Consider the following 13,135-nt stretch of genomic DNA (forward strand, 5'->3'; position numbering starts at 1 on the left):
TTCTTCTTTTACTTCTTTTCTCATACATTTTTTATCAATGTAAGTGGGCAAAGGAAGTAAAAGTGAATATTTATAGCAAAAAAATAAAAAATGATATAAGAATAACCCAAATTAGTGATTTTCATTCAAATATATTAAAAAATATGGAATATTTTAAGAAAAAAATTTTAGAATTTAATCCGGATTTTATAATTTTGACTGGAGATATCAACGATTATGGGGTAGAAAAAAAGTTTAATAGGGCAATAGATTTTCTAGAAAAGCTTTCAAAATTAAAAATAAAGACATTTTATATAACAGGAAATCATGAAGAAGCAGGCCCAATGCTTGATGATTTTATTAAAAAAATTGAAAGTTTGAGAATAAAATATTTAAAAAATGATGGAGAATTTATAGAAATTAAAGATAATAAAATTTACATTTATGGGCTATCTTTTTATAATTATTCATTTGAAAATTACAAAACAAATGATGCAAATTTAAATATAATTTTAAGTCATTATTCAAAAAATGTAAGAGATAATCTAGATGATACCATGGATATAATTTTTTCAGGTCATACACATGGAGGCCAGGTAAGATTTCCTTTTATAGGAGCCTTATTAGCACCAGGAGAGGGATATTTTCCAAAATTTGATAAAGGATTATTTAAATATAAAAATTCACAAATATATATAGATTCAGGACTGGGAAACACCCTAATGGATTTAAGATTTTTAAATAGGATACAATTTTCAAACATTACAATCAAGCGCCAATAGTTTAATGGTAAAACAAAAGTGTCCGAAGCTTAAGATAGGGGTTCGATCCCTCTTTGGCGTGCCAAAAAGGCTGTTGCAAATTTGTATATTTTATTTGCAACAGCCTATTTTTTTATTTATTTTCTTTTATATACAAAATCAAATCTTCTATCAAGTCTTCTTTTTTCTTGTAAATTCTTGGTTTTTTAAATTTATTTCCGTTTTTATCAACGTAAGAAAGTCCTGTTACAAGTTTATTTATATACATAAAATCATTTTGGAATATATCTTTTTTCATTGGAGGGAATTTGTCTTCTTTGTCGTTTCCTTCTAGTCTTATGTCTGTATAGAGTTGAAAAATTGCAAGGCCTTTTTCGAAAGCTATTCCCATTTCTGCTGCAAGGCCTAAATCTTGTGTGTCCATCAAGCCTACTAATATATCTGAATTTTTTAATCTATCGTAATCTGCCAAAAGTATATCGTAATTTGTTGTAAAACCTGCTGATTTGTCGTTTATTTGTAAATTTTTTGCGGGATTATAAATTTCTATGTCAGAAAATTCTTTTTCAAGGGCTTTTTGAATTTCTTCTGCTTGCCATCTTTGTCCTTCTGTAAATAAATCGCAACCTAAATAAATTTTCATATTACCACCTTTTTTATTTTATTATAACACAAAAAAATAAGGGGCTTGCCCTTATTTAAATTCTACATTGATAGTATAATCTTCAAGATTATTGTCTATGTTTACTATATCTTTCACTGCTTTTTTGCATTTTTTATCAGCTTCTATTAAAATTCCTCTTTCGATAGCTTTTTTTTCTACTGATTTTTTTTGTTTTTTTGCAAATTCATTATAGTCTTCTACCTTTATTGGGTTAAAAATTGAAGTTTTTTGATCGAAAATTTTTAGGGAATCTTCATAAATTTCGTGGGATAAAATTTTTGATTTTGGTAGTTTTATGTTTATATTTTTTCCACTTATTTTTACATCCATTTTATCAAGATCGACTCCACATGAAATAACTCCATCGTAGGAAACTATAAATTTCTTTTGGGTAAAGGGAATGTCGTAGCCATAAAATTTATTTGAATTTTCAAATTGTCCCATATTTGTATAGGAATATTTTAAACTTGTAAGTTCTTTTACACCTTCTATCCTATTTTGGATTAATTTATTGTCGATTTTGCTTTCATTTTTTGTTTTATAATAATTTAGTCCTAATAATATGCTTATTGCTAAAAGAATTATTATTAGAACATTTTTGATTAGGCTTTTCTTTTTAAACATTAAAGCTCCTTTCTTTTATAACTAATATTATCTTATTATAAGTTTTATAAATTACAAGGCATAAATTAAAGAAATAAAATTTTATCAAAAAACTTTCTTGACAATTAAAAATTACCTTGGTATTATGAACTTGAACGAAGAATATGGCTCATAGAAATGGGCGAAAGTGTACCTAGGGATCTGTTTATTCAAGACCGAGCGGTACGGATATTTTAAAGTATTACACCAGAGGGACAAAAGCCCAGGAGGATAGGTTTCGTAGCCTGTCCTTCTGGGCTTATTTTTTGTCAAAATTTTTATTTTTAAGGAGAAAAAAATGAATACAATCTACGAAGGTAAGACAAAGAATTTAGTTGAAGAAAATGGAAAATACTATTGTCTATTTAAGGACACAATGACAGGAACTGACGGAGTTTTTGATACTGGTGGAAATCAAGTGGCTGGTGAAAAAGAAGGTGCTGGTCAAGAATGCTTAAAAGTTTCTAAATTTTTCTTTGAAAAAATAAATGAAGCTGGTGTAAAAACACATTATCTCGGAGCTGATCTTGATAAAAACCTAATGGAAATTGAAAAATGTACAGTTTTTGGAAAAGGTTTAGAAGTTATTACTAGATTTAAGGCTGTAGGTTCATTCATGAGAAGATATGGACTTTATGCAACAGAAGGTCAAGATCTTGATGCTTATTCTGAAATTACTTTAAAAGATGATGATCGTGAAGATCCACTTATTACAGAAGATGCTTTAGTTGAATTAAATATTTTATCTCACGATGAATATAAAGAAATAATCAAGGAGAATAAAAAAGTTGCAAAACTTGTAAAAGATATTTTAGCTGAGTACGGTCTTGATTTATATGATATAAAATTTGAATGGGGAAGACTTGCTTCAACTGGAGAAGTTGTTTTGATTGATGAGGTTTCTGGTGGAAATATGAGAGCTTACAAAGATGGAACTTATATTGAACCAATGGAATTGTCAAAATATTTAGGACTTTAATAAGGAGTTTTTATGAAAGTTTCTATAATTATGGGTTCTTTATCTGATAGCCCAATCGCTGATAAGGTTGTTTCAAAATTAATTGAGTTTGGAATTGATTATGAAGTTAAGGTTATTTCTGCTCACAGAGCTTTAAAAAGTTTAGAGGAATATGTAGAAAAAAGCGAAGATGAAAGTGAAGTTTACATTGGAATTGCTGGAAAAGCTGCCCACTTATCTGGAGTTATTGCAGCTTTAACAACAAGACCTGTTATAGGAATTCCTGCAAAATCAACTCATCTTGGTGGACTAGAAGCTCTTTTATCTACAGTTGAAATGCCAAGCGGTGTTCCTGTTGCAACTGTTGCAATAGGTGGCGGAGAAAATGCAGCAATTTTGGCTGCAGAAATTTTAGCTGTAAAATATGATTCTTTAAGAGAAAAATTAAAGGATATGAGAAAAAAGATGAAAGAAACTATAGATAATTCTGAATACGAATATAAGGCAAATAAATGAGTGGAATTGTAGGAATATTTTCAAAAAAGAAATATAAAAATATTTTTCCAGACCTTTATGCTGGCCTCTATGCTATCCAACATAGGGGTCAGGAAGCTATGGGAATTTCTCTTCTTAGTCATGAAAAATTATCAGAGATAAGAGGCGAGGGAGAAATTGCCAATAATATTAGCTTTGATAATATTTCAACTCTTGCAGGAAATGTTGGTCTTGGTCATGTGAAATATAGGTTTGAAGAAGATGATAAAACACTTTTGCCTATGCCTTGGTTATTTTATCCAAAAAATTCTAATTGTAAAAATTTAATTGCAATTGATGGAAAATTTTTAGATAATACAAGCCCAGAAGAAATTGTAAATAAATTAAATTCTGATAATATTGATGAAATTATAGATTTTGTAAATAATTTAAAGGGAGCCTATTCTATTTTGCTTGTTAGCGAAAATAGGATGATTGCAATAAGAGATTCTTATGGAATTAAAAATCTTTGTGTAGGAAAAAAGGATGATTCATTTATTGTGGCTAGTGAGTCCTGCGCTATTGAATCAATTGATGGGGAACTTTCTCATGAATTAAAACCTGGAGAGATTTATATAGTTGATGATAATGGAGAAGAATCTTATTTTGCAAAAGAAATTTCCAATTCTCCTTGTATATTTGAATTTGTTTATACAGCAAGACCTGATTCTTCAATAAATGGAGTTAGCGTTTATGATGCAAGGATTAAAATGGGAGAAATTCTTTACAAGGAACATCCTGTAGATGCTGATATAGTTGTAGGAAGTCCTGATAGTGGTTTGATTTCTGCTGTTGGATTTTCCAGAGCTTCAAATATAAAATATGAAAGAGCAATTGTAAGAAATAGGTATATAAATAGAACTTTTATCCTACCAACAGATTCAATGAGAAAAAAAGGAATAAAAATAAAATTAAATCCAATTAGACATCTTATTGAAGGCAAAAAAGTTGTTCTTGTAGATGATTCGATTGTAAGAGGAAATACTATAAAAAGAGTTATTGAAATATTAAGAGAATCTGGCGCGAAAGAAGTTCATATTAGAATTGCATCTCCTCAAGTAATAAAAGAGGAAGAATTTACCTTCGATGTTCCAGATAAAGATCATCTAATAAGCAATAACAGAAGTGTTGCAGAAGTAAAAGATATGATTGGAGCTGATTCTTTGGGATTTATTTCCCTAGAAGGATTAAGACAAGCTTGTGGAAACAAAACATATTATGAAAATTGTTTTGATGGATATAACCCTTTAGAAAGGAAGTAAAATGCCAATAAATTATAAAGATGCCGGTGTTGATGTAGAAAGTGGGCAAAAAGAAGTTGAACTTATCAAAAATTTGGTAGAAAAAACTCAATCAAAAAACGTTTTAAGTAAACTTGGTGGATTTTCTGGACTATTTAGCCTAGAAAATTTAAATGTTAAAAATCCAGTTTTGGTTTCCGGAACAGATGGAGTAGGAACCAAGGTTATGATTGCACAAATGATGGATAAGCACGATACAATAGGAATTGATTGTGTGGCAATGTGTGTAAATGATATTTTATGCCAAGGAGCAAGACCCTTATTTTTTCTAGACTATATTGCTTGTGGCAAACTTGTTCCAGAAAAAATGGAAAAAATTGTAAAAGGAGTCGCTGATGGATGTCTAGAAGCAAATTCTTCATTAATTGGAGGAGAAACTGCTGAAATGCCGGGTCTTTATAAGGAAAATGACTATGACCTTGCAGGTTTTTGTGTAGGAATAGTTGATAAGGAAAAAATAATTACAGGGGAAAAAATCAAAAAAGGCGACCATATTTTTGGCTTAAAATCTTCAGGAATCCATTCAAACGGATATTCTCTTGTAAGAAAAATTGTTTTGGAAAAAGAAAAATTATCCTTAGAAGAAAAAATTGAGGGACTTGATACAAGTCTTGGAGAAGAATTATTAAAACCAACTAGAATTTATGTAAAAGAAATTTTAGCCCTTCTTGAAAAAATCGAAATAAATGGCCTAAGCCATATTACTGGTGGTGGATTTTATGAAAATATTCCAAGAATGATTCCCGAGGGACTTTGTGCAAAAATTGATGTAAGAAATGTTCAAATACCAAAAATATTTACTCTTTTAGAAAAATGGGGAGAGCTTGATAAAAAAGATATGTATGAAACCTTTAATATGGGAGTAGGACTTGTTTTTGCAGTCGATAAAAAATATATAGATTTAGTTAAAGAAATAATTGATGAAGATGAACTTTTAGACCTTGGAGAAATAGTAGAAAATGATGAAAAAATCGAGCTCAAATTCTAAAAAAATTGCAGTTTTAATTTCAGGCTCAGGAACAAACCTTCAAGCCATAATTGATTCTTGTAAAAATAATGAAATAAATGGAAGTATTTCTATAGTTATTTCAAATAAAGAAAAGGCCTATGGTCTAGAAAGAGCGAAAAAAGAATCGATTAAAACTTTAGTATGCAAGGACAATGACTTTTTACTTGAAATTTTAAAGAAAGAGAAAATAGATTTGATAGTTCTTGCAGGTTATCTTAAAATTTTACCTGAAGAAATTATCAATGAATTTGAAGGTAAAATTATTAATATCCACCCATCTCTCATTCCTTCATTTTGTGGGATGGGATTTTATGGTAGAAAAGTTCACGAGAAAGTTTTTGAAAAAGGGGTCAAATTTACTGGAGCGACGACTCATTTTGTAACAAAAGATCCAGACCAAGGCCCAATAATTTATCAAGAAATTGTAAAAATCGACCAAGATGATACAGTTGATGATATTTCTTCAAATGTTTTAGAAAAAGAGCATGAAATTTTGACAAAATCAGTAAAAGATTTTTGTGATGATTTATTGTACATAAAAAATAAGAAAGTTTTCGTAAAAAATAGGAGTTTTTGATGAAAGTTTTAATTATAGGAAATGGCGGCAGAGAGCACGCTTTGGCATGGAAGGTTTCTCAGTCAAAAAAGGTTGATAAAATTTTTATGGCAAAGGGAAATGCAGGAACAGAATCTTTTTGTACAAACATCGACATTGACCCAATAGATATAAAATCTCTTGTAGAATTTTCAAAAAAAGAAAAAATAGACCTTACCATTGTAGGCCCAGAAGATCCTTTGTGTATGGGAATTGTAGATGAATTTGAAAAAAATAATCTTAAAATTTTTGGACCAAATAAAGAATGTGCAAGGTTTGAAAAATCAAAAAAATTTACTAAAAATTTCCTTGAAAAATATAATATTCCAACAGCAAAATATAAATCTTTTGACAATTTTGACCAAGCGAAAAATTCATTAAAAGATTTTTCCTATCCTTTGGTAATAAAGGCTGATGGGCTTTGTCTTGGAAAAGGTGTTATAATTTGTGAAAATGAGAAAAAAGCTCTTGAAACATTGGATGATATATTTATAAAAAAAATTTTTGGAGATGAGGGAAAAACTGTAGTTATTGAAGAATTTTTAAAGGGAGAAGAAGCCTCACTCTTGTGTTTGGTTTCAAATAATAAATTATTTCCTCTAGAAACTTGCAAGGACCACAAGCAAATTTATGATGGAAATAAGGGACCAAATACAGGTGGAGTAGGAACCTATTCACCAAACAAATTTTCAAAAAAAACGGATGAAAATATAGAAAAAATCTTAAAACAAATTGAAGATGGATTCAAAGATTCAAAACTTACTTATGATGGAATTTTATTTATTGGTTTTATGATTGATAAAGATTTGCCAAAAGTTTTAGAATTTAATGTAAGATTTGGAGATCCAGAAACAGAAACTCTAATGCCAAGATTAAAATCAGATCTTGTTGAAATAATTGAAAAAACTTTGGATAAGACTTTAAAAAATGAAGATATAAAATGGTCTGATGACTTTTCACTTTCTGTAATTTTAGTTTCAGATGGCTATCCTTTAAAATATGAAAAAGAAAAGGAAATAGATGGACTTGACCAAGTCAAAAACTCTGTGATTTTTCATAATGGTACAAAAAAATCTGATGGAAAAGTTCTTACAAATGGAGGTAGGGTTCTTACAATAAATGCAAAGGGAAAAACTTTGGATGAGGCGAGAAAAATTTGTTATTCTGATTGTGAAAAAATAAAATATGAAAATATATATTATAGAAAAGATATTGGATTAAATTAGCGAGTTTGATGTGAAGTCTAAATTTCTAATAGAAATTAGGATTTCACATTATTTTTTTATTTAAAATTTATGTAAAAATCAAAGCATTGTGCGAATATTGATGAAAAATAATTTGCAATGTGCTATAATTGAACATATAGTTTATTTTTTTATATAGAAAGGAAGATTTATGAGAATTAATACAATTTGGATTACGGGTGCTCATGGAAGGCTTGGATCTACAATTTTTAGATATCTAGATCCTTTAGAGGCTGAAATAATTGCAACCGATAAAGACGAAGTTGATATTACAAATCAAGAAGAAGTGAATTTATTTGTAGATAGAAACAGACCAAAAATAATTATAAATTGCTCTGCAATGACAAATAGGTTAAAGTGTGAAGATGATCCTGATAAGGCTTATTTATTAAATGCACTCGGTGCAAAAAATATAGCTATTGCATCAAACAGGGTTAGGGCAAAATTAATTCAATTATCAACTGCAGATGTATTTGATGGACAAACAATCCATCCTTACAAAGAAATTGACAAGGTAAAACCTAATACAGTTTATGGGAAAAGTAAATTTATGGGAGAAGAATTTGTAAAAGATTTTGCAAATAGATATTTTATAGTAAGAGTTTCAAGACTTTATTCAAAAGAAAATAATTTGGTTGAATCTATAATAGAAGAAGCGAAAAAAGGACTTGTTACAGTTCCAAAATCAAGATATGGTTCACCAACATCAGCTTATGAGCTATCAAAATTTTTAATTTCAATTATGGATACAAATGCTTATGGAACCTATCATGCATCTTGTGAGGGAACTTGTTCATTTAGAGCTTTTGCCCAAAAAATTTTGGATATAACAAAAATTGATGCAAAAATTGAAGAGAAAAGAGATTCTGATAGGATTGATTTTGAACCAGCCTTTAGAGGAATAGATAACTATTTTCTAAATCTTTTAAATATTAATACATTTTCAACATGGGAAGATGCCCTTGAGGAATACCTGAGAAGGGAGTATGGATATGAAAAGTAAATCTCAAAGAAAAATTGGATTAACGTCAAAAATTTTTATAGCCCTTATTTTAGGTATGGTTCTTGGAATTGTAATGCACTATTTTGTTCCACAAAGTCACATTAAAGAAGAAATAATCATTGATGGAGTTTTCTATTTATTAGGACAAATGTTTATAAGGGCCATGCAAATGTTAGTTGTTCCTTTGGTATTTTTCTCCATTGCAGATGGTTGTAGAAATATGGGGGATACAAAAACACTTGGTAAAGTCGGGGTAAGAATAGTTTTATTTTATCTTTTGACAACAGCTCTTGCCATAATTATTGCCCTATCTTTGGCATCAATCATAGGACCAGGTAAGGGAATGAATATGAAATTGGGATCAAATGAATTTAATATGGAAACTGGAGAAAAAACTTCCATGAAAGATACCTTATTAAATATGATTCCAACAAACCCAATCGAGGCTTTGGCAAAAGGAGATATGCTACAAATAATTATTTTTGCAGTTATAGTTGGACTTTTAATTGCATCCATGGAAGATAGGCTAGAAACTTTAGGAAATATAATTACAGAAATGAATGAATTAATGATGAGTATGACCATGGCTGTAATGAAACTTGCACCAATAGGAGTATTTTTCTTGATTGCAAGAACATTTTCAAATCTTGGATACGATGTAATTTTGTCCATGCTTTCTTATATGCTTTCTGTAATCTTGGGTCTTGCTTGTCAACTTCTAATAGTATATATGTTATTGTTGACTATATTTGTAAGAGTAAATCCATTTGCTTTTTTGAAAAAATATTTCCCAGTAATGACTTTCGCATTTTCAACTGCATCATCAAATGCGACAGTTCCTTTAAATATTCAAACTCTTGAAGAAATTGGAGTTGATAAGAAAATTTCCTCATTTACAATTCCTTTGGGAGCGACAATAAATATGGATGGAACAGCAATAATGCAAGGAGTTGCCGTGGTATTTATTTCAAATGCTTATGGAATAGATTTAACTTTAAATGATTATATGACTGTAATTTTGACAGCAACAATTGCATCAGTGGGAACAGCCGGAATTCCTTCAGTTGGTCTTGTAACCTTATCTATGGTTTTATCATCAGTAGGCCTTCCTGTAGAAGGAATTGCTATGATTATGGGAATTGATAGAATTTTAGATATGGCAAGAACTGCAATAAATACAACAGGAGATGCATCAGGAACAATTATTGTTGCAAATTCTGTAGGATTATTTAATAAAGAAAAATTTAATAGAAGAACATAGAATTAAAAAAAGATGAAAAATATAATTTGAATTTTTCATCTTTTTTTAATAAATTCTTATGCAAAAATTTACAAATGAATTTATTTATATAATTTTTTTTGGCATTCTGGGCAAATTCCTGTAAATTCGAAGCTGTGATTTTTTATTTTAAATCCTGTTTCTTTTTCTAATTGTTTTTCAAAATCATGGATTGGGCAATTTTCAATTATAAATTTTTTGCCACAGGAAATACAGCTTATAAAATGTTTGTGGTCTGTTGAATTTAATTGAAAATAAGAAATTCCATCTATATTAGTATTTTTTAAAAGAAGGTTTACCTCTTCTAAGGTATTTAAATTTCTATAAATTGTTGAAAGATCTATGTTGATTTTTTCTTTTTTAAATTTTTCTAACATTTCTTCGGCAGAAATTGGATCTTTATTTTCTATAATTTTATCTAAAATTAATTTTCGATTTTTTGTAACTCTAATCTTATTTTCCCTTAATAAATCATCTATTTTCAAAATCTCACCTCTTTTATTTATATTACCATATTGACAAAAAATAAAACAGTTATATAATAACTCTTGCAAATGATTTGCAATTAAGGAGGAAAAATGAAGAAGAAAATTTTAGCAATGTTTTTAGTTTTGGGACTTTTTGCAACAGGATGTGCAAAAAATGATAACAAAGCTAATTTAAATTCAAACAGTTCAAATGAAATAAGTCAAACACAAGATAGTGATAAAGAAACAATTTATGCTTCTTTTTACCCAATTTACAATTTGACTAAACAAATTGCTGGAGATAAATTCAATGTAAAATCTTTTACTAATTTAAATACAGAAGTTCATGATTTTGAACCATCTGCAAAAGATATGGCAGATTTATCAAATGCAAAAGTTTTATTTTTAAATGGAGCAGGCCTTGAATCTTGGAAAGATAAGGTTGAAAAAGCTTCAAAAATTGAAATGGTTGATACTTCAAAAGGTATATATTTAATAAAAACTGAAGATGAAGAAGAACATGACCATGACCATGAAAGTGAGGATAGACCTAAATCTTGTTGCGATGCACCTCATTATCACGAAAATTCTGATGAAAATGAAAAAGAAGATAAAGATCATCATGAAGATAATGAAGACAAGCTTAACCATGAGGATAGCGAAGATAAGCACGACCATGAAGATGGTGAGGAAGAAGAACATCATCATCACCACCACGGATTATATGATCCACACGTTTGGTTAAGTCCAAAAAATGGAATTATTCAAGCAAAAAATATTGCTGAAAAACTTTCAGAAATTGATCCTGATAATAAAGATTATTATATGGGTAATTTTGAAAAAATAAAAAAAGAGCTTGAAGATATTGATAAAAATTATGGAGAAAAATTAAAAAATAAAGAAAATAAAAAATTCTTAGTAGATCACGAAGCATTTTCATACCTAGCTCGTGATTATGGTTTAGAACAAATCCCTCTTACATCAATTACTTCAACTAATGAAGCTGATGCAAAAACAATGAAAAGTGCTATTGATTATGTTAAAAAAGAAAAAATCTCAGCAATTTTCTATGAAAAGGGTGGATCAGATAAAAATGTAACAACTTTGGCAAATGAATTATCACTTGACGCAAAAGCTATAAATACTATAGAATATGCTAGTGACGATGATTTGAAAAATGAAAAAACATATCAAGAAATGATAAAGGAAAATTTAGAATTAATGGAAAGCAGTTTAAAATAAATGAAAGTTATAGAAGTTAAAGATTTAGTCTTTTCTTATGGCAAGGATGAAATATTAAATAAGGTAAGCTTTGATTTAAATAAGGGAGATTTTTTGACTATTCAGGGTGAAAACGGCTCTGGTAAGTCTACTCTTATAAAATTGATTTTAAAAGATTTGAAGAAAAAATCAGGGCAAATAAAATTATTTGGAGAAGATATAGAAAATTTTAATGATTACACAAAAATTGGCTATGTTCCTCAAGTAAATGATGCAAATAAGCTAGCTTTTCCTGTTACTGGAAAAGAATTTGTTGTCTTAAATTTGTATAAAAAATTTAATATTTTTAATAGACCAAACAAAAAATGCTATCAAAAGATCAGTGATATTTTTGAGATATTAAATATAGAAAATCTTTTAAATGTTCCTTTTAATCAACTTTCGGGAGGTCAAGCCCAAAAAGTTATGATAGCAAGGGCAATGGTTAATGACCCTGAGGTTTTACTTTTGGATGAGCCAACAGTTGGTGTTGATGAAAAATCTAAAAGAGACTTTCTTAAACTTCTAGCCCACTTAAATGAAAAACATAAAATTTCAATTTTGATGATAAGTCATGAAATTGATGTTGTTAAGGAATTTTCCAAAAGAGAAATAAGGTTAAAAAATGGAAGGATAGTTGATGCTTAGTTATGAATTTATGCAAAGGGCTCTTTTAGTTGGCCTCATGCTTGCAATAATAATTCCAATGATTGGGATTGTTATGGTAAACAGAAGGACTTCTATGATTGGAGATGCCTTATCCCATACAGCACTCTCAGGAGTTGCTATGGGTCTTATTATTGGAATAAATCCAGTTTTTACTTCAATAATAATTTGTATTATTGCAAGTTTTGCAATAGAAATAATTAGGAAAAAATTTAAAAGTTTTGGTGATATGGCAACTGCTATTATAATGAGTCTTGGAATTGGACTTGCAGGAATTTTGTCAGATTTTACACCTGGTGGAACAAGTTTTGAATCATTTTTATTTGGTTCAATAACAAGTGTTACAAAAGAAGATTTACTTATTGTAAGTGTAATTTTTATTCTTGTTTTATTTTTTAGCCTTTACTTATATTATCCGCTTTTGTATAACTCAATAAGTCCTTTGATGGCAGATCTTTCTGGAATTAATTCAAAATTAATTTCTAATATTTTTACTTTTTTGACTGCTGTCACTGTTGCAATTTCTACAAAAACTGTAGGAGCTTTGATGATATCATCTCTTATGGTTTTGCCAGTTGCAAGCGGACTTTTGATTTCAAAATCTTATAAAGAAACTTTTATAAAATCAATTATAATTGCAATAATTTATATGATGGCAGGAATCAGTGCAAGTTTTTATCTCGGTATAAAACCGGGTGGAGCCATAGTGGTAATTGCAGTTTTTGGCATGATAATTTCTCTAATAATTCAAAAAATCTTAAAAAGATAGGTTC

General features: G+C 29.0%; 15 protein-coding genes and 1 tRNA gene. 13 read left to right on the forward strand and 3 right to left on the reverse strand.

The features are described from left to right. Positions 1-62: 62 nt before the first annotated feature. Complete coding sequence (locus L6653_RS00865) at positions 63-761, forward strand: metallophosphoesterase (RefSeq protein WP_236784976.1); 699 nt, start codon at positions 63-65, stop codon at positions 759-761. Continuing rightward, positions 752-825: transfer RNA gene (locus L6653_RS00870), tRNA-Arg, on the forward strand. Before L6653_RS00865 ends, L6653_RS00870 begins: the two co-directional genes overlap by 10 nt. A 48-nt stretch (positions 826-873) precedes the next feature. On the opposite strand, the gene L6653_RS00875 is transcribed toward L6653_RS00870, so the two are convergent. Both L6653_RS00875 and L6653_RS00880 read right to left on the reverse strand, forming a co-directional pair. Then, on the reverse strand, positions 874-1,383 hold the full coding sequence (locus L6653_RS00875) for a nucleoside 2-deoxyribosyltransferase (RefSeq protein ID WP_236784977.1): 510 nt from the start codon (positions 1,381-1,383) through the stop codon (positions 874-876). A gap of 51 nt (positions 1,384-1,434) precedes the next feature. Beyond that, positions 1,435-2,028, reverse strand: coding sequence for a DUF4230 domain-containing protein (locus L6653_RS00880; RefSeq protein ID WP_236784979.1), 594 nt, complete (start codon positions 2,026-2,028; stop codon positions 1,435-1,437). 316 nt (positions 2,029-2,344) lie between these two features. Between L6653_RS00880 and L6653_RS00885 the strand changes: the two genes are divergently transcribed. The 8 genes from L6653_RS00885 to L6653_RS00920 all read left to right on the forward strand — a co-directional run bounded on the left by L6653_RS00885 (position 2,345) and on the right by L6653_RS00920 (position 9,951). Continuing rightward, positions 2,345-3,025 carry a phosphoribosylaminoimidazolesuccinocarboxamide synthase gene (locus L6653_RS00885; protein WP_236784981.1) on the forward strand — a complete coding sequence of 227 codons (681 nt, stop codon included), beginning with the start codon at positions 2,345-2,347 and terminating at the stop codon, positions 3,023-3,025. A gap of 12 nt (positions 3,026-3,037) precedes the next feature. Further along, positions 3,038-3,520: a 5-(carboxyamino)imidazole ribonucleotide mutase gene (gene purE, locus L6653_RS00890; protein ID WP_236784983.1), complete on the forward strand. Its 483-nt coding sequence runs from the start codon at positions 3,038-3,040 to the stop codon at positions 3,518-3,520. Further along, positions 3,517-4,800 carry an amidophosphoribosyltransferase gene (locus L6653_RS00895; RefSeq protein ID WP_236784985.1) on the forward strand — a complete coding sequence of 428 codons (1,284 nt, stop codon included), beginning with the start codon at positions 3,517-3,519 and terminating at the stop codon, positions 4,798-4,800. Before purE ends, L6653_RS00895 begins: the two co-directional genes overlap by 4 nt. 1 nt (position 4,801) lies before the next feature. Then, a complete protein-coding gene (purM, locus tag L6653_RS00900; protein ID WP_236784987.1) occupies positions 4,802-5,827 on the forward strand; it encodes a phosphoribosylformylglycinamidine cyclo-ligase in 1,026 nt (341 codons plus the stop codon). Then, the gene (gene purN, locus L6653_RS00905) at positions 5,799-6,425 is read left to right on the forward strand and encodes a phosphoribosylglycinamide formyltransferase (RefSeq protein ID WP_236784989.1); all 627 of its coding nucleotides are present in this window, start codon (positions 5,799-5,801) and stop codon (positions 6,423-6,425) included. Before purM ends, purN begins: the two co-directional genes overlap by 29 nt. After that, a complete protein-coding gene (gene purD, locus L6653_RS00910) occupies positions 6,425-7,669 on the forward strand; it encodes a phosphoribosylamine--glycine ligase (protein WP_236784991.1) in 1,245 nt (414 codons plus the stop codon). Before purN ends, purD begins: the two co-directional genes overlap by 1 nt. A gap of 169 nt (positions 7,670-7,838) precedes the next feature. Beyond that, positions 7,839-8,690, forward strand: a complete 852-nt coding sequence (locus tag L6653_RS00915; protein WP_236784993.1) for an SDR family oxidoreductase — start codon at positions 7,839-7,841, stop codon at positions 8,688-8,690. Beyond that, on the forward strand, positions 8,680-9,951 hold the full coding sequence (locus L6653_RS00920; protein WP_236784995.1) for a dicarboxylate/amino acid:cation symporter: 1,272 nt from the start codon (positions 8,680-8,682) through the stop codon (positions 9,949-9,951). Before L6653_RS00915 ends, L6653_RS00920 begins: the two co-directional genes overlap by 11 nt. Positions 9,952-10,031: 80 nt before the next feature. Here L6653_RS00920 and L6653_RS00925 read toward each other — a convergent pair whose 3' ends face one another. After that, positions 10,032-10,454 (reverse strand): Fur family transcriptional regulator, encoded by a 423-nt coding sequence (locus L6653_RS00925; protein WP_236784997.1) that lies wholly within the window; start codon positions 10,452-10,454, stop codon positions 10,032-10,034. Positions 10,455-10,547: 93 nt separating this feature from the next. Between L6653_RS00925 and L6653_RS00930 the strand changes: the two genes are divergently transcribed. From L6653_RS00930 to L6653_RS00940, 3 genes are read left to right on the forward strand one after another with little or no spacing between them, the layout of a single operon-like run. Next, positions 10,548-11,678: a metal ABC transporter solute-binding protein, Zn/Mn family gene (locus L6653_RS00930; protein ID WP_236784998.1), complete on the forward strand. Its 1,131-nt coding sequence runs from the start codon at positions 10,548-10,550 to the stop codon at positions 11,676-11,678. Then, positions 11,679-12,344, forward strand: a complete 666-nt coding sequence (locus L6653_RS00935; protein WP_236785000.1) for a metal ABC transporter ATP-binding protein — start codon at positions 11,679-11,681, stop codon at positions 12,342-12,344. Further along, positions 12,337-13,131, forward strand: a complete 795-nt coding sequence (locus tag L6653_RS00940) for a metal ABC transporter permease (protein ID WP_236785002.1) — start codon at positions 12,337-12,339, stop codon at positions 13,129-13,131. The genes L6653_RS00935 and L6653_RS00940 overlap by 8 nt, the downstream gene beginning before the upstream one ends. The last annotated feature ends 4 nt before the right edge of the window (positions 13,132-13,135 follow it).

The organism is Anaerococcus ihuae (assembly GCF_928368155.1).
GTDB lineage: Bacteria > Bacillota > Clostridia > Tissierellales > Peptoniphilaceae > Anaerococcus > Anaerococcus ihuae.